Origin of the sequence: Bacillus sp. SH7-1 (assembly GCF_008042405.1) — a bacterium.
Classification (GTDB): domain Bacteria; phylum Bacillota; class Bacilli; order Bacillales; family Bacillaceae_G; genus Bacillus_A; species Bacillus_A thuringiensis_N.
Genome location: NZ_QNUD01000041.1, coordinates 147,648 through 164,539 on the forward strand (window position 1 = coordinate 147,648; position 16,892 = coordinate 164,539).

Here is a 16,892-nt window from a genome sequence, read left to right on the forward strand (position 1 = left end):
TTTCATGATACAATAAAGTTGAACTTCCAGAAAAAGGAGTTGAAGTAGTGAGCGAAGAAGACAAATTTTCTAATCTTAATCTAAAAGATAAGACTATTGTTATTAGTGTTGTTATTCTTATTCTCATTATATTCTTTGCATTTATATTCTTTGTATATGTAGGAATCTTTCAAATTACAGGTATAGAATATTCATCAAGAACAGCTCTACTACTCTTTTTTTTACTTATTCTTCTATTAGGTGGTATTACACATGTTATATTCATTTTCTTTAAAGTGCTCCTACATCCAATGATAACAAGTATGCCCAATTCGCTCTCAATCGCCCTGCTCTCCATCATTGAAATTACGTTAGATTGGTTTGTCATACATACGGCCGACGACTGGATAGAGAGCGTACAACTGTCCAACATAGCTGAATTATGTGTCGTACTATTCCTTTTCCTATTAAATACATTATTAAGCGACAAGAAAGAGTAAGAATACAAGCTTTTCTATATAAATATTGGTACAATGAAAACAAATCATACTAAAGAGGTGTTACTTATGAACTTACAACAATGGGCTGATAAAGGTATGTCCTTTGATACATATGTGAATGAAATGAAAGTAAATCAATACGAACTACTGCATATTTACAATAACTTCTTAATTCCAAATGAATTACTTCCAGTATTAGAAGAACGTCAAAATGATGGCTGGCGTGTTATCGTATTAACAGCTGATTGGTGTGGTGATGCTCTTTTATGCGTACCTGTTATGAAACGAATTTCTGAAGTTGCAAATATTGATATGTCATTATTAATTCGCGATGAAAACTTGGAATTAATGGATCAATATTTAACAAATGGAACAGCACGTGCGATTCCAATCTTTATTTTCATTGATAAAGATGGAAACGAACAAGCCGTTTGGGGACCACGTGCTCCAAAAGTACAAGAGTTAGTGACTTCAATGCGCGCCACATTGCCTGAAAAAGAAGATCCAACATTCGAAGAGAAACAAAAAGAAATGTACGCTAATTTCCGTGCTACATTAGCTGATGATACTTCTCTATGGGAACATGTAATGGAAAGCATGATGGAAAAAGTAGTAAAATAAAAAAACTGCCGAACTCGGCAGTTTTTTTATTACATAATGAAGAAATAGAATACCGCAGCTAAAATGAAACGATAGTAAGCGAACGGTGTTAGTTTTACACGAGATAATAATTTTAAGAATGAAACAATTGCAAGCATTGCAACAACGAACGCTGTAATAAATCCTGTTGCAAATAACGGTATATCAGCTGCACTTAATATATCCCAGCTTTTAATTAAATCTAATCCACTCGCAGCTACCATCATCGGTACTGCTAAAATGAATGTATATTCAGCTGCTGCTGTATGTGACACGCGAGCTAATAAACCACCACTTATTGTAGAACCAGAACGAGAAAATCCTGGCCAAAGCGCTAAACATTGGAACATTCCGATTGTAAATGCTTGCTTATATGTGATTTCATCTAATGTTCTTGCTGTACTTGGTTTCGAAAACTTCTCAGCAACAATCATTAAAATACCACCAGCCACTAAGCTAATAACAACTGGGCCTGGCCCAAATAAAACTTCTTTAATCGCACTATGGAATAATACGCCAAGTATACCGGCAGGAATCATCCCAATAATAATATGTAATAAATTTAACGATGGTCCGTCTGTTACTTTCCCTATACCAACTAAAGACCATAGGCGTTTCCAAAATATAACAACAACTGCTAAAATCGATCCCAATTGAATAACAACTTCGAAAACTTTTGCTCTCTCGTCGTCAAATCCAAGTAAATGACCTGTTAAAATCATATGTCCTGTTGATGAAACTGGTAAAAATTCTGTTAAACCTTCAACAGCACCCATGATTATTCCAATTAACCAATCAGCCACGAGTAGTGCCTCCTTAATAACGAATATGTAATTTTTCACACCTTATCATAATACCTTATCCCTTTTCAAAGTGCATCTTTTTTTTATTGATTCCATACGCCCGGGACGCGTATTTCTTTTCTATTTTTTGATTAAATTGTATGATAGTATGAGTTTGTTTTTTGCAGAAAGGGGCTTTTATGAAAGAAACTACTTCAATCTCACAAAAATTAAAACAATTTTTATTACTATTTTTCCCGATTTTCGTAACGCAAATGTCATTATTTGCAATGAGTTTTTTCGATACGACAATGTCAGGACATGCAAGCCCTATTGATTTAGCAGGTGTCGCTATTGGAACGAGTATATGGATTCCAGTTAGTACGGGATTAACAGGAATTTTGATGGCCACTACTCCAATTGTTGCACAACTCGTTGGATCTAAGAAAAAAGAGGATGTTCCTCACGTTGTCATACAAGCAGTATATTTAGCAATTTGTGCTAGTTTCGTCGTTATCCTTATCGGCTTCTTTGCTGTTACACCTATTTTAAATGGCATGCGCCTGGAAGAACCTGTAGAACGTATTGCGGCACAATTTTTAAGTATTATCGCAATTGGAATTATCCCTTTATTTACTTACACTGTTTTACGTGGATTTATTGATGCATTAGGAAAAACCCGCACAACGATGATCATTACATTACTATCATTACCCATTAACGTAGTATTAAATTATGTATTAATTTTCGGTCATTTCGGTTTTCCAAAACTCGGTGGTGTCGGAGCAGCAATTGCTTCTGCAGCAACCTATTGGTGTATTTTAATTATTACCGTTATTATTATTCGTACGAAAGAGCCTTTCGCATCTTTCAATATCTTTAAACAATTATATCGTCCTTCTCTGTCGAGTTGGAAAGAATTCTTAAAGCTTGGCGTCCCTATCGGATTTGCTATCTTTTTTGAAACGAGTATTTTTGCTGCAGTGACACTTATGATGAGTAATTTTAGTACGACAACAATCGCAGCTCATCAAGCAGCTATGAACTTCGCTTCCTTGCTATATATGACTCCTTTAAGTTTAGCAATGGCAATGACCATCGCTGTTGGATTCGAAGTTGGAGCGAAACGATATAATAACGCAAAACAATATGGATTTATAGGGATTGGCTTAGCACTTGCATTCGCCCTATTATATTCAATTCTTCTTTACTTCTTTGATGATGAAATTGCTTCTATTTATACGACAGATGTACAAGTTCATCATTTAGCAAAAGAATTTCTTATATTTGCGATTTTATTCCAAATTTCAGATGCAATTGCAACTCCTGTACAAGGGGCACTGCGTGGCTATAAAGATGTAAATGTCGCCTTAATTATGACATTGATCGCCTATTGGGTAATCGGTCTACCTCTCGGTTATATATTAGCAACTTATACGGACTGGGCAGCAAAAGGATATTGGATTGGCCTTATTATCGGTCTAGCATTTGGAGCAACCTTCCTGCTTATCCGTCTCTTTCAAGTTCAGAGAAAATATACAACGCAAAACAGCCGCTAATGATATAGTGGCTGTTTTCTTTATGCATATTTTTTCTTGTAATGTATAACATAATGAAAAAGAAAGGTGGATACATATGGACGAAAAAGAAAAAAAGCAATCATTCGATGAAGAATTCGCCCCAGAAATTTCACCTGGATACCGGCAAGATGTACATAAGCCACCTAAATATAAAAACACTTCTTTTTTAATGGGGATTACCATTTTCGCTGCTGTATTACTTGTGCTTATCATTTTCGTTTATTTTTAATGGAAGGTGATTTATTATATGAAAAAACAAGAGTCCAATCGTTCAAAAAGAACTGTAAAAACAGAAAAAGGGTATGCGGGTGATTCTGTTCTTACTCAGAAACAAGTCGAGCAAGGAAATTTATACATTGCTCAAAAAGAACTTGGGCAACAAAATGAAAACCTTTAGAATCCCTCAAAGAACTGAGGGATTTTTTTATCCCGCTATTTGTAGCACTGATTCATGTTTCACTTTATTGTACATACTGTTTTTGTTCTAACACCTTAAATATATTATTAACCTTTACAATTTTTATTTCATAATTCAATTTCATTTAGCTTCTCTTACCATTTTCAGTACCCGCCACGTACGCTGCAGTTTGATAGAGAAAACTTTCATCCGTCACTTCCCGTATGTCCTCGTCTGTAAATTTATACTCTAAATCCCGAAAACGATTTGGATAATAATTTTCTATTAATCGTTCATACCCTCTAGTTAAAAATAGTTCTTCACCTTTTCGTTTCACATCTTCTTTATTATTAAACTCAAACACTGCTAGTTGCTCTGTCACAAAATGTTCTCCTACCTTTTTCATTTCATTATGAGTTAAAATTTTTATACTTTTGTTCTTTAATTCCTTATTTAATCCGTACTGATCAATCGGTTTATAGTTAGCAAAAACCTCCTCTTTATATGACCAAAACAGTCCAAAAGCGATACATAAAGAAGTGATTAATAGTCTTTTCTTCATAACACTCCCGCCCCTCTTCATAATGATAGTTATATTTTAACATATAGAAAGAAAATTCTGATATTATAAAGTAGAATAACTTAACTCAGAAACGAGGAACAATTATGGATTCTTACAAACAATTTATAAAAGAAGCTTTTCCTAATCTTTCTATACATTCATATAAACAAAATGAAGAAGGATGGGATAATGAAGCGGTTATAGTAAATGATGAGCTACTGTTTCGTTTCCCGCGAAAAAAGGAATATGCGATGCGAATTCCTTTAGAAAAAGAACTATGCACACTTCTCTCTTATTCACTACATGAAATTAAGGTTCCAAAGTATCACCTACTCTATAAACAGGATACTGATACTATTCCACGTTGTAGTTACTATGCTCTCCTTCATGGTGAACCGTTAAAAACAGAAATAGTTGTGAATTTAGATGAAAAAGAACGGAAAGTAATTATTACACAATTAGCTACTTTTCTTGCGGCTCTACATAGTATTCCTCTAAAAAGTGTTACAGCGTTAGGATTTCCTATTGAAAAAACAGTTGCCTACTGGAAAGAGCTACAAACTAAATTAAATCAGTATGTTACTAATAATCTTACTTCGTTCCAGAAATCAGCCTTAAATCGTTTATTCGAGAATTTTTTTGCCCGTCTAGCTACATCCACATTTCAAAATACAATCATTCACGCTGACTTTACACATCATCACATTTTATTTAGCAAACAGCATAAAACTATCTCAGGTATTATTGATTTTGGTGACGCACAAATTGGCGATCCTGCTTTTGATTTTGCAGGGCTATTTTATGATTTCGGACATGAATTTACTACATCAGTTTATGAACAATACAGTACGCTTATTTCAAACCATGATCCATTACTCATTCACCGCATCATTACCTTTTATCAATACAGCCCTTTACTACATAATATGATTTATAACTTTGAAACAAAGAATGAACTTAAATTCATAGCGGGTATAGAACAGTTAAAAACGATATTGCAAGGATGAGATTACATTCTCTTCCTATACTCTCTCTCCTCATACATCATTAACTTTTTATCCATTTCAACAATGACTTTATACAGTTGAAATGCTTGTAAAATTTGCAGTTGAATCCCAAAAGGAGCATTTTGTTCTTTTAACCATTGAAATACTTTTCTTTCATCTTTCATTGATTATTCCTCCCTTTATTAAAGTCTGCTACAAATATACGATAAATGATGAAAAGCTTTTCATGTCAACAACAGAAAAAGGATGCAAATTTGCATCCTTTAATGTACGATGTTTTCCTTCTGCTTCGCTTCTTTCTTTACTTGTTCCCCTTGGCATTCACTACGAAACGCACAACTTATACACTCAGAACGAAAATGACGCTCTGTATAATGCTCAGGTTGCTGTAACATTTCTTTCATTCTAGATAAATCAGCCATTCCAGTTATAATATCTTCCTGTTTCGGAATGTACTCATACTTAGTTCCTTCTATTAAATTAATAACTTCAATTTTTCCTGGAAGAACGCCGAAAGCTTTATAACTGAATACTGTCATTAGCTTCTGACAAAGAGCAAGCATTTCCTCATCTGCATCGACAACATACTTTTTAATTACAAACGACTCAGCATTCCACTCACCAACTTCAAACGTCAATGACATGTGGACACCTAACTCTTCCATATATGTTTGAAACTTCTCGTATAAAAACAATGGTGGTGTCTGACTATCATCCCTTTCAACAAACTGTAATAAGTGATCCGTTAGCTTCGCTAATACAATATAGTACTCCGTCTTCGAAGCAAACATATTAATCCTTACTTTTTTCCAATACTTTTCTATTAATATTAAAAGTACAATTTTCGTTTGTTGACCCGCAGGTAGCGTGTAATACTCGTTAATAATTTGATTCACAATCATTTGTGCGATTTGTTGCCATTCAAACGAAGAAGGTTCTCTTCTTTTTATATGACGAAAGTAAAATTTATGCGGACACCGCATAAAATCATACAAATGATAATCTGTCATCGTTTTGATTGAGATTTTCTCATGCACTTGCTCTTCATCTCCCTTCTGCCATTAAGAAAGGTGTTTTACAAATTCAGCTCCAAACTGTAAACATTTTTCTACATCTTCATCTTCTGGCGTTAATTCTACTTTTAGTCCTTCTAACACAACTGCTGCCCCGCGTTCTTGTAGCTTTTCTATTAAAATGTCAACCGCCACGCCATATTTCGGATAAGCCGAATCACATGATCCGAATACTGCCGCTTTTTTCCCAGTTAAATCAATAGAATCCATTGCGTCATAAAAATCTAAGAAATCATCAGGAAGGTCACCATCTCCCCAAGTGTATGCTCCTAAAATAATTCCATCATACTGTTCTAATATAGAAGCTTCTGGTGAATCCATAATATCAATAACTTCAATTTCATTCTCTGTTTCACGAATTGCACCGGAAATATGATCAGCCATTTCCTCTGTATTTCCACTCATACTTGCAAAAATCATCACTAACTTACTCAACTGAACCTCTCCCTTTACTTTGTATCTCTTTTTCTGTTTGAATGCTCTTCTTCTCATCTACATATTCAGACCGAATTACATTTCGTTGCCATTCCATATGCTGATCAACATCTTTATTTTTATCTTTTAATCCCCTCCGCAGAAGGTGAAATTTTTTTCTCATTAATATGTCGCATCCATCCTATTGATAATAATTATCAATTTCAACTACATATAGATTAATTGAAATTGATTATCAATGTCAACAACTATTTTAAAAAAAATGATTAAAATGTACAAGCTTGTCCGTTAGCTATTCATATACTATAAATGAGCATAGTTCTTTCTCAGCCCTCTCTGACGGAAAGAAATAAAAGCAACTGCGATAGAGCGCAGTTGCCTTTTTTTATACTTTTCTATGATTTCAGTAACCTCATTGTTGTTTCTAAAAATAATTCCACTCCATAAATGAGAGCTGATTCGTCTACATCAAATTTTGGATGATGATGCGGATAGCACGTATCTATCTTTTCATTCCCCGTCCCTAATTTAATGAAGCAACCCGGTGCTTTTCTTAAATATGCTGAAAAATCTTCTCCTCCCATAGAAGGTTCAAGCTTCACAACGCGCTCATTTCCAAATAAATGTAGTGCACTTTCTTCTACTAATTTCGTAATATATTCATCATTAATAACTGGATCATATCCATATCGATACGTATATGCATACGCCCCTCCATGTGCTTCTGTAATTCCTTTCACAATTTTCTCGATTTTCTCTTCTGCTTCCACCCTTAATGCTTGATTAAATGTACGAACAGTTCCCATTAAAGTTGCTGCACTAGGAATAATATTATCAGCCATCCCCCCATGAAACTGCGAAACTGAAACAACCCTTTGCATGAAAGCACTTGTATTTCTTGATACGATATGTTGTAGATTTGTAATAATCTGTGCTCCGATAGCAATAGGATCTATCGTTTCTTCTGGCCTCGCCGCATGCCCTCCTTTCCCTTGAATTTCAATTGTAAATACGTCTGGTGCCGCCATCATCGGCCCATACGCAATTCCTATCTTCCCGCTCTCCAATCCAGACATAACATGTAAACCTATTACATAATCAACATCATTCATTACACCTGCCTCAACCATTTCTTGTCCTCCGCCAGGATACACTTCTTCTGCGTGCTGAAAGAATAGACGAATCTCACCTGCAAAATCTTCTTCCTTTATATTTGATAGCACCTCTGCTGTACTTAACAAAATAGCTGCGTGAGCATCATGCCCACATGCATGCATTATTCCTTTATTCACAGACGTATAGGATTTACTTGTCTCCTCTTGAATTGGCAAAGCATCTATATCAGCTCGAATCGCAATCACTTTCCCTTGTTCCATTCCTCTTTTAATTGCTAATACACTATACTTCGTCGGTCTCGTTACTTCAAAAGAAGAAAATGAGCATAATGTATCATATATAAATTGCGAAGTTTCTTTTTCATGAAATGATAATTCCGGATACTTATGGAAATGCCTTCTCCATTTCACGATATTTTCTTCCGAAATTAGACTCTTCCATACTCTATTCATGATAATTTCCTCCTTTTCAAAAGAGCTAGCAATTTTAAACTTTACTCTGCCTCGAACGATTAATAAAAACAAATACTATATTTTCACGTATTCTTATCGTCCACTTTTATGTATTCACACAATCCACTTCCTATTTACATGTCAAACCCATTACAAATTCATGCTGAATGTAATATAATTGCTAAGTTAGGGATTTTCTTTTTTAGTATTTAGTGCTAATATCAGAAAAGAGCCTTTTGACTTATTTTTACCTAAAATGTGGAATTTTGTTTTTTTCACAATAATGTAGGACATGATACCTACAAAGAGCTATTATTTCATTAAGAGAGGGAAAGACATGGAAAGATTAAAAGAGATATGGTCTCAACCACTCACACAATGGGTTGCAAAGACGGTTTATTACCTTGCAATTTTATTTGCATTACTTTGGTTGTATGGATTCCATGATACAAACACAAGTACATTTATTTACAACGAATTTTAGGGTGGGAACGTTATGAAGTTATTAGAACAAATTGAAAAGTGGGCTATTGAAACGCCTGATCAAACTGCTTTTGTTTGGCGAGATGCGAAAATTACGTACAAACAATTAAAGGAAGATTCTGATGCGTTAGCACATTGGATTTCTTCTGAGTATCCAGATGATCGTTCACCAATTATGGTGTATGGCCATATGCAACCTGAAATGATTATTAACTTTTTAGGATGTGTAAAAGCTGGACATGCTTATATTCCTGTAGATTTATCTATCCCAGCTGATCGTGTACAACGTATCGCTGAAAATTCTGGTGCGAAATTACTTTTATCATCAGCAGCAGTAACTGTAACTGATTTACCAGTTCGCATCGTAAGTGAAGACAATTTAAAAGATATTTTCTTTACTCATAAAGGGAACACTCCAAATCCTGAACATGCGGTAAAAGGTGATGAGAACTTCTACATTATTTACACATCAGGAAGCACAGGTAATCCGAAAGGGGTTCAGATTACTTATAACTGCCTTGTAAGCTTTACAAAATGGGCTGTAGAAGATTTCAACTTACAAACTGGGCAAGTATTCTTAAACCAAGCACCTTTCTCATTCGATTTATCTGTCATGGATATTTACCCATCATTAGTAACAGGTGGTACACTTTGGGCAATCGATAAAGATATGATTGCACGTCCAAAAGACTTGTTTGCTTCTTTAGAGCAATCGGATATACAAGTATGGACTTCAACACCATCTTTCGCAGAGATGTGTTTAATGGAAGCATCTTTCTCTGAGAGTATGCTACCCAACATGAAAACATTCTTATTCTGCGGTGAAGTGTTACCAAATGAAGTAGCTAGAAAATTAATTGAACGTTTCCCGAAAGCAACAATTATGAATACGTATGGTCCAACAGAAGCTACTGTCGCTGTAACAGGTATTCACGTTACTGAAGAAGTGCTTGATCAATACAAATCACTTCCAGTTGGCTACTGTAAATCAGACTGTCGCCTTCTTATTATGAAAGAAGATGGCACGCTTGCACCTGATGGTGAAAAAGGTGAAATCGTAATTGTTGGTCCTAGCGTAAGCGTTGGGTATTTAGGAAGCCCTGAATTAACAGAAAAAGCATTTACTATAATTGACGGCGAGCGTGCCTATAAAACAGGCGATGCTGGCTATGTAGAAAATGGTCTTCTATTCTATAATGGTCGTCTTGATTTCCAAATTAAGCTGCATGGTTATCGAATGGAATTAGAAGAAATCGAACATCATCTTCGTGCGTGTTCTTACGTAGAAGGAGCAGTTATCGTTCCCATTAAAAAAGGTGAAAAATACGATTATTTATTAGCGGTTGTTGTTCCTGGAGAGCATTCGTTTGAAAAAGAATTCAAATTAACATCTGCAATCAAAAAAGAACTCAATGAGCGTTTACCAAACTACATGATTCCACGTAAATTCATGTATCAATCTTCTATTCCAATGACACCAAATGGAAAGGTAGATCGCAAAAAATTATTGAGTGAGGTTACAGCATGACCGCATATGGATCATTTTATTTTTTCGCTATAGTGGGCATTTTATTAATACCTACTATCATAGCTGGATTAAAAGGTAAAATGTTGCGTAAATATAATGCCGTTTTAACATTAGTCATGCTTGCTATTATCTTCTCGGATAAACCGAAGCAAGCAATTATGTTAGCCGCATTTATTATTTGGCAATATGCCCTTATTAAAGGCTATTTACTTTTAAGAAAACAAAACAATAGTACATTCATGTTTTGTATAGCTGTTATTTTATCGATTTTGCCACTTATTTTGGCAAAAATCGCACCATTTGTACCTGAATTGCATTTTATTGTTTTCGCAGGTATGTCTTACGTAACATTTAGAGCTGTACAAATGGTCTTTGAAGTTCGTGATAATTTAATTAAAGAACTTTCCTTCTTTAATTTCTGGGAATTCGTTTTATTCTTCCCTGCGATTTCAAGTGGACCTATCGATCGTTATCGTAGATTCCAAAAAGATATCCAAAAGCCACCGAGCGCTGAGGAATATCAAAATTTACTATATACAGGGCTTAACCGTATTTTCCAAGGTTTTCTGTATAAGTTTATAATCGCGCACTTGATAACAACATACCTTGTAAAGGCAGTATTCGCCAATCAAGATACACTTTTATCTAATGTGATTTTTATGTACGCTACTAGCATGCAGTTATTCTTTGACTTTGCAGGTTATAGTGCATTCGTAATTGGTATCAGTTATATGATGGGAATTAAAACTCCTGAAAACTTTAATAAGCCATTCCTTAGTCGTAATATTAAAGACTTCTGGAACCGCTGGCACATGAGTTTATCATTCTGGTTCCGTGATTTTATTTACATGCGTTTCGTCTTTTTTGCAACGAAGAAAAAGTTAATTAAGAACCGTTACACTATTTCGTATATCGGGGCATTTTTAAACTTCTTCATTATGGGAATTTGGCACATCCAAGGAAGCGCTGTTGCGCAGTATGTTATTTATGGTCTATATCATGCCGCACTGTTTATTTTATTCGATATTTTTGAACGAAAAAACAAGAAGCATAAGTTTTGGCCAAATAATAAATTTACACACGTCCTTGCGATTGTAATTACGTTCCACGTTGTATGTTTCGGTTTCCTAATTTTCTCTGGACACCTTAACAGATACTTTTAATGCACCCTTCTTATACCATTAAGAAGTTGCACATATAATATATTTCGGATATAAAGGAGATTTTAAAAATGGCAGAATTCAAAGAGCAAGTATTAGATATTTTAGAAGAAGTATGTGAAAACGATATTGTGAAAGAAAACTTAGATGTTCAATTATTTGAAGAAGGTATTCTTGATTCTTTCGCTGTAGTATCCTTATTAGTTGAATTCCAAGAGCGTTTAGATATTGAAGTTTCTATTTCTGATTTTGACCGTGATGAGTGGGCTACACCAAACATGGTTATTAAGAAGTTGGAAGAAATCCGATGAACAAAGCAAAATTTGGTCCGATGCTTTTAGCATTGGCCCTTTTTGCTGTATTCTTACTTATTCCAACGCGCTTCCTACTCCCACTTTTAAGTGATGAAAAAGTAGAACAAGCTGCGACTTCTTTAAAAGAAGAAAAGATTCAAAGTATGATTTTACAGCAAAAGATGTTAGCAGACCCGAAATACCTTCCGATGTACGGTTCATCGGAATTCGCACGTATGGATGCTTTCCATCCATCAAATTATTTCAAAGTAAAGCCTGAAGGGTTCACACCATTCCTACTTGGGCGCGGCGGAACACAAGACCTTGTACATGTGTTAAACTTCGCATCTACAATGGATCAATTGAAAGATAAGAAAATGGTATTCGTTCTTTCTCCGCAATGGTTTGTACCACAAGGTATTGATGAAACGCACTTTGCACCTAACTTTTCAAAACAACAAGGTTATCACTTCATTTTCAACGATGATTTAAAACCTGAAATGAAAAAACAAATTGCAAAACGTTTATTAAACTTTGAGATTGTTAAAAAAGAAACTTTATTAAAAATTTCACTTGAAGGTATCGCTTATGATGATACGAAGCATAAAGTAAAAGCACTTGCTGCTAAACCTTTCGCTTATATTTATCGTAACATTTTAGATCGTAAAGACTTGTTTACAGCAATGTTCAATATTAAACCGCATAAAGAAAAACTTGACCCTTCATTAAAACAAATGAACTGGGAAGAGGCTCGTAAACATGCAGATCAAACTGGTGCAGTAGAATCAGGATCAAACGAATATGGTATCGAAGATGGTTACTTCAATAGCAAAATCAAGAAGAAATTAAAGCAACGTGAAGGCTACTTAAAAAATGATGCTTATGATCAATCGCCAGAATATGAAGATTTACAAATTGTACTTGATTTATTAAAACAATCTGGTGCAAAACCACTCTTCATTTCTGTTCCTGTAAAAGGTCCTTGGTACGATTACGCTGGCTTCCCGAAAGAACGCCGCGAATTGTACTATAAAAAGGTTCATGAGCAAATAGAAAAAGCTGGCTATCCAATTGCCGACTTCTCAAATCATGAGTATGATAAATACTTCTTAAAAGATCATATGCACTTAGGTTGGAAAGGCTGGGTTTATATCGATGAGGCCATCCAACAATTTTATAAAGCAAACTAATGAAAAGACCACTTGAATTATTCAAGTGGTCTTTTTCTATATACATTTTGTAATTGTTCGATTACGTTATCTGCTTCTTGCATCACTCGCTCCACTACATGCTGAGCTGATTCTATTCTTGCTAATGATGATGCTTGTCCCGCCCAAAGCGACATGTATTCTCCTTTATTTTGTTTAGCTGCTTCTTGTCGTATTTTAGAGGTTAATACATTTTGTACTGGATACATCGGAAGCCCTTCTTCTTTCCCTTCATGTTTCTCTATAAATTCATTACGAATACCCCGTGCATATTTCCCGGAAAACGCACGAGTCACAGTTGTACTCGTATCTGTACTATGTAAAACTGCTTCTTTATACACATCATGCGTAATACTTTCTTCACTCGTTAAAAAGGCTGATCCCATTTGAACAGCTTCTGCTCCCAGTGTAAATGCCGCAACAAGCCCTTGTCCATTCATTACACCACCTGCTGCAACAATCGGGATATGCGGAACTGCTGCTACTAACTGCGGAATTAATGCAAACGTACCAATCATAGCATCCTGTTCTTTCCCGATAAACGTTCCTCTGTGCCCTCCTGCCTCGCTACCTTGCCCGACAATAATGTCTACTCCTAATTCAGCAAGTACTTTTGCCTCTATCACATGAGTAGCTGTTCCGATGACTTTTATTCCTCTTCTTTTTAAGTCATCTATTTCTTCTTTTTCTAACGTCTGAAATGCAAAGCTAACAACTGGTACTTTTTCTTCTACTAACACTTGTAATTGTTCTTTATAGCTTTTGGGAAGCTTTAACGTCTCTTCTTCCTTTATACCGAATTCTCTATTCACTCCGCTAAGTAATACCTTTGCCAAATTTATCTTCTCTTCTTCGATCTGTATCTCTTTCGTTAAAAGTAAATTAATACCGAAAGGCTTATCTGTTAGTTCTCTTATTTGATAAATTGCTTCACGAATTTGCTCTGGACTCATATAGCCTGCTCCAAGCGTTCCTAATCCTCCGCTATTACTTACAGCTGCAACAAGTTCCGGCGTCGTAATCGCACCTGCCATACCTGCTTGGATGATGGGATATTTAATTTGTAATATATCTATTACCCGACTTGTAAACATCATTTCTCCTCCTATTCCCCTTATATCTTCTTTATTTGACAAACTTTCCCCTTCTTTTACAAGGATTGAAATTCATATGAAGCGAATATATTGAAAGAGAAGGAGGCTGAAAACAATGATGTATCCAAATGCGTTAAATCAAGGTGATACAGTAATGGTTATTGCACCGTCCGGCCCACCAACAATTGAAAATGTATTAAAAGGTGTAAACATATTACAAGAAATGGGTTTATCTGTAGTAATCGGGAAGAGTGTTTATGAAAAGTATGGATATTTAGCTGGAAGTGATCAAGTTCGTCTTGATGATATACATGAAGCATTTACTAATAATGAAGTAAAGGCCATTTTCTGTGCACGAGGTGGTTACGGAAGTGCCCGTCTCCTCCCTCACATTCACTATGAAATCATTCAACGGAATCCAAAAATCTTTTGGGGATATAGCGATATTACAGCTTTACATACTGCCTTTTCACGTTATGCAAAGCTCGTTACTTTTCATGGCCCAATGGTTGAAGAATTAGGAAAAGGTTTAGATTCCCTCTCTTTCTCTTCTTTCAATCAACTATTCCATCCGTATTCAACCATTTTATCTGCTTCAGAATGTATCGTACCTAGCTCTTCCCGTACAATTACGGGTCAGTTAGTTGGAGGGAATTTAGCAGTGCTAACGAGCATAATTGGCTCACCCTACGAGGTACATACAGCCAATAAACTTTTATTGCTTGAAGACATTGGGGAAGAACCGTATCGCATTGACCGTATGTTAAATCAGCTATTATTATCTGGAAAGTTTAATGAATGTAGTGGTGTTATTTTTACAAGTTGTCACGACTGCACTCCTTCTAAACCATCTCAATCATTGCAAACCATACTATATGAATATTTCACGCCATATCATATACCTGTCCTATTCGGTTTACCGATTGGACATATAAACCCAAACATCGGTATTCCTCTTGGAGCTACAGCGACAATAAATACAAATAATAAAACACTCTCTATTTCTTCTGGCGTAGCCACCCCGTGTTCAAATTAAAAAGGAAAAGCGATTACGCTTTTCCTTTTATTTATAATAATTAAAAATTCGTCCAGATGCGATATCTGCAACTTCTTCTGGAATAAATGTTTTACTTATATCAGTGCCAACATTTAATACGGCTGTAGCATCTTTCTCAATGCTACCAAATAATTCTTTCCCGCGTATCGTAATAAGGGGTGTTCCTTCTGGCAGCACGTCTTTTACTAATTCCATTTGTGTAAAGAACGGTACGATCCATCTACCCTCTCCTTGGAAATGACGCAAACGAAGTATCCCTTCTGTTGCCCCGTCCTCTGCTTCTAGTGAGCCAGCAACATAAAACTCAGTAGATAAGAGCAATTCATAAAATTCCTTTTGCTTTTGTTTATCATCCCCTGCTACAACAAGTACTTCTTCTATTCTCTTTACCGGAATTTGCTCCATATGATGCCACCCCTATTTTCAAAATGATTGTACTTAGATTATACGAAATATTCTTATTTTTTTCTACATAATTCGCAATTATTTTCTTAAAATAACTTTAATACTTCTTTTGTCGTCACAATCGTAGCAAACTCTTCATATAAATTTACAAGTGTCATATTGTGAATTTCTTCTGCACTATACTCTTTACCATCTAGACCTTTACGATTAAAAGTAGCCGTCGCATCACTCACTAAATATGTTGTAAATCCTAAATTCCCTGCTATTCGTGTCGTAGTCTCCACACAGTGATTTGTCGTTAATCCTACAACCACTACTGCATTACATTTGTTCTCTCTTAATTGCTCTTCTAAATTTGTTCCAATGAACGCGCTGTTAACGAATTTCTGAATAACCACTTCACCTGGCAGTGGTTTCACCTCTTCTTTAAAATTGACCGTTTCGGCTCTCTCATAAAATATCGACTGAGCATTTTCTTTATTTACATGTTGAATATGAAAAACTGGTCGCTTCCTTTTTCTCCACTCTTCTAACAAAATTCTCATATTTTCTTCAGCAAAAAGATTATTTCTCTCGCCCCAGTATGGTAATTGAAACGCTTTTTGTACATCAATTATGATAAGTGCTATTTGATTCATTATCACTTTCTCCTTCATTCGGCTGTAATTGAAATAGAAAACCAAGTTGTTGTGACGCAGTAATGAAACAAATATATGCACAAAGCTCTACAATTTCTTTTTCCGTCCAATATTGTTTCAATATATGAAACATATTATCATCTATCGCCTTTTTGTCATGAAGAAATGTATGTGCAAAAGTAACTGCGACACTCATTTCTTCTATCTTTTGCATATCATCAGGTCTTCCCTTTGCCATACAGTACGGACATTCATTCCCGTACGCTAATGTTCTTCTTACTTGCTCCTTCAACTCTGCTGAAAGAGTTCCTTTACTATACAGCGTATTCTCTACCATACTCCATGCATGTAATAGATCCGGATTATGCCCTAATAACTTTTGAAATTTTGTATCTCCTATATTTGATAATGAAATTCTCTCCATCATTTCCCCTCCTATTTCCTTCTGTTTTATTGTAAAATAAATAAAGTTCACTTCACATTTCATATGAATCTTAATTTATA

General features: G+C 35.3%; 22 protein-coding genes and 1 pseudogene. 12 read left to right on the forward strand and 11 right to left on the reverse strand.

What is annotated here, in order from left to right; translation table 11 throughout:
- Positions 1–47 precede the first annotated feature (47 nt).
- Positions 48–479 (forward strand): YrvL family regulatory protein, encoded by a 432-nt coding sequence (locus DN390_RS26020; RefSeq protein ID WP_147808847.1) that lies wholly within the window; start codon positions 48–50, stop codon positions 477–479.
- A gap of 33 nt (positions 480–512) precedes the next feature.
- On the forward strand, positions 513–1,100 hold the full coding sequence (locus DN390_RS26025) for a thioredoxin family protein (RefSeq protein ID WP_125902873.1): 588 nt from the start codon (positions 513–515) through the stop codon (positions 1,098–1,100).
- A 29-nt stretch (positions 1,101–1,129) separates the two neighbouring features.
- Here the strand turns inward: DN390_RS26025 and uppP are convergent, their stop codons facing one another.
- Positions 1,130–1,921, reverse strand: coding sequence for a bacitracin resistance undecaprenyl-diphosphatase (gene uppP / locus DN390_RS26030; protein ID WP_016088739.1), 792 nt, complete (start codon positions 1,919–1,921; stop codon positions 1,130–1,132).
- A 179-nt stretch (positions 1,922–2,100) separates the two neighbouring features.
- On the opposite strand from uppP, the gene DN390_RS26035 reads away from it, so the two are divergent.
- From DN390_RS26035 to DN390_RS30845, 3 genes are all read left to right on the forward strand, one after another.
- Entirely contained in the window at positions 2,101–3,459 is a 1,359-nt protein-coding gene (locus DN390_RS26035) for an MATE family efflux transporter (protein WP_097951174.1), read from the forward strand.
- A gap of 76 nt (positions 3,460–3,535) precedes the next feature.
- Complete coding sequence (locus DN390_RS26040) at positions 3,536–3,709, forward strand: hypothetical protein (RefSeq protein WP_000343559.1); 174 nt, start codon at positions 3,536–3,538, stop codon at positions 3,707–3,709.
- A gap of 18 nt (positions 3,710–3,727) precedes the next feature.
- Positions 3,728–3,877 carry a hypothetical protein gene (locus tag DN390_RS30845; RefSeq protein WP_060630088.1) on the forward strand — a complete coding sequence of 50 codons (150 nt, stop codon included), beginning with the start codon at positions 3,728–3,730 and terminating at the stop codon, positions 3,875–3,877.
- 64 nt (positions 3,878–3,941) lie between these two features.
- Here DN390_RS30845 and DN390_RS26045 read toward each other — a convergent pair.
- A pseudogene (locus tag DN390_RS26045) lies at positions 3,942–4,460 on the reverse strand (biotin transporter BioY).
- Positions 4,461–4,543: 83 nt separating this feature from the next.
- On the opposite strand from DN390_RS26045, the gene DN390_RS26050 reads away from it, so the two are divergent.
- Complete coding sequence (locus DN390_RS26050; RefSeq protein WP_147808848.1) at positions 4,544–5,446, forward strand: aminoglycoside phosphotransferase family protein; 903 nt, start codon at positions 4,544–4,546, stop codon at positions 5,444–5,446.
- A 2-nt stretch (positions 5,447–5,448) separates the two neighbouring features.
- Here the strand turns inward: DN390_RS26050 and DN390_RS30850 are convergent, their stop codons facing one another.
- The 5 genes from DN390_RS30850 to amaA all read right to left on the reverse strand — a co-directional run bounded on the left by DN390_RS30850 (position 5,449) and on the right by amaA (position 8,522).
- Positions 5,449–5,610, reverse strand: coding sequence for a hypothetical protein (locus tag DN390_RS30850; protein ID WP_097951171.1), 162 nt, complete (start codon positions 5,608–5,610; stop codon positions 5,449–5,451).
- A 99-nt stretch (positions 5,611–5,709) separates the two neighbouring features.
- Positions 5,710–6,483, reverse strand: a complete 774-nt coding sequence (locus tag DN390_RS26055) for a hypothetical protein (RefSeq protein WP_147808849.1) — start codon at positions 6,481–6,483, stop codon at positions 5,710–5,712.
- A gap of 24 nt (positions 6,484–6,507) precedes the next feature.
- Positions 6,508–6,954 (reverse strand): flavodoxin, encoded by a 447-nt coding sequence (locus DN390_RS26060; RefSeq protein WP_147808850.1) that lies wholly within the window; start codon positions 6,952–6,954, stop codon positions 6,508–6,510.
- A complete protein-coding gene (locus DN390_RS30855; protein WP_176545730.1) occupies positions 6,947–7,117 on the reverse strand; it encodes a hypothetical protein in 171 nt (56 codons plus the stop codon). The genes DN390_RS26060 and DN390_RS30855 overlap by 8 nt, the downstream gene beginning before the upstream one ends.
- Positions 7,118–7,349: 232 nt before the next feature.
- The gene (gene amaA / locus DN390_RS26065) at positions 7,350–8,522 is read right to left on the reverse strand and encodes an N-acyl-aliphatic-L-amino acid amidohydrolase (protein ID WP_147808851.1); all 1,173 of its coding nucleotides are present in this window, start codon (positions 8,520–8,522) and stop codon (positions 7,350–7,352) included.
- Positions 8,523–8,859: 337 nt separating this feature from the next.
- On the opposite strand from amaA, the gene DN390_RS26070 reads away from it, so the two are divergent.
- The 5 genes from DN390_RS26070 to dltD all read left to right on the forward strand — a co-directional run bounded on the left by DN390_RS26070 (position 8,860) and on the right by dltD (position 13,176).
- On the forward strand, positions 8,860–9,006 hold the full coding sequence (locus DN390_RS26070; protein ID WP_002011626.1) for a teichoic acid D-Ala incorporation-associated protein DltX: 147 nt from the start codon (positions 8,860–8,862) through the stop codon (positions 9,004–9,006).
- A gap of 12 nt (positions 9,007–9,018) precedes the next feature.
- Positions 9,019–10,533 (forward strand): D-alanine--poly(phosphoribitol) ligase subunit DltA, encoded by a 1,515-nt coding sequence (gene dltA, locus DN390_RS26075; RefSeq protein WP_060630081.1) that lies wholly within the window; start codon positions 9,019–9,021, stop codon positions 10,531–10,533.
- Positions 10,530–11,696: a D-alanyl-lipoteichoic acid biosynthesis protein DltB gene (dltB, locus tag DN390_RS26080; RefSeq protein WP_000127946.1), complete on the forward strand. Its 1,167-nt coding sequence runs from the start codon at positions 10,530–10,532 to the stop codon at positions 11,694–11,696. Before dltA ends, dltB begins: the two co-directional genes overlap by 4 nt.
- Positions 11,697–11,764: 68 nt before the next feature.
- The gene (gene dltC, locus DN390_RS26085; RefSeq protein ID WP_000807310.1) at positions 11,765–12,004 is read left to right on the forward strand and encodes a D-alanine--poly(phosphoribitol) ligase subunit DltC; all 240 of its coding nucleotides are present in this window, start codon (positions 11,765–11,767) and stop codon (positions 12,002–12,004) included.
- Positions 12,001–13,176 (forward strand): D-alanyl-lipoteichoic acid biosynthesis protein DltD, encoded by a 1,176-nt coding sequence (gene dltD, locus DN390_RS26090; RefSeq protein ID WP_097951168.1) that lies wholly within the window; start codon positions 12,001–12,003, stop codon positions 13,174–13,176. Before dltC ends, dltD begins: the two co-directional genes overlap by 4 nt.
- A 17-nt stretch (positions 13,177–13,193) precedes the next feature.
- Here the strand turns inward: dltD and DN390_RS26095 are convergent, their stop codons facing one another.
- On the reverse strand, positions 13,194–14,288 hold the full coding sequence (locus DN390_RS26095; protein WP_147808852.1) for an NAD(P)H-dependent flavin oxidoreductase: 1,095 nt from the start codon (positions 14,286–14,288) through the stop codon (positions 13,194–13,196).
- A 115-nt stretch (positions 14,289–14,403) separates the two neighbouring features.
- On the opposite strand from DN390_RS26095, the gene DN390_RS26100 reads away from it, so the two are divergent.
- Positions 14,404–15,324 carry a S66 peptidase family protein gene (locus DN390_RS26100; RefSeq protein WP_147808853.1) on the forward strand — a complete coding sequence of 307 codons (921 nt, stop codon included), beginning with the start codon at positions 14,404–14,406 and terminating at the stop codon, positions 15,322–15,324.
- Between the two features lie 27 nt (positions 15,325–15,351).
- Here the strand turns inward: DN390_RS26100 and DN390_RS26105 are convergent, their stop codons facing one another.
- The 3 genes from DN390_RS26105 to DN390_RS26115 all read right to left on the reverse strand — a co-directional run bounded on the left by DN390_RS26105 (position 15,352) and on the right by DN390_RS26115 (position 16,875).
- The gene (locus DN390_RS26105) at positions 15,352–15,750 is read right to left on the reverse strand and encodes an SseB family protein (protein WP_147808854.1); all 399 of its coding nucleotides are present in this window, start codon (positions 15,748–15,750) and stop codon (positions 15,352–15,354) included.
- 86 nt (positions 15,751–15,836) lie between these two features.
- Positions 15,837–16,391 (reverse strand): cysteine hydrolase family protein, encoded by a 555-nt coding sequence (locus DN390_RS26110; RefSeq protein ID WP_147808859.1) that lies wholly within the window; start codon positions 16,389–16,391, stop codon positions 15,837–15,839.
- Entirely contained in the window at positions 16,360–16,875 is a 516-nt protein-coding gene (locus tag DN390_RS26115; protein WP_141439249.1) for a carboxymuconolactone decarboxylase family protein, read from the reverse strand. Before DN390_RS26115 ends, DN390_RS26110 begins: the two co-directional genes overlap by 32 nt.
- Positions 16,876–16,892: the final 17 nt, after the last annotated feature.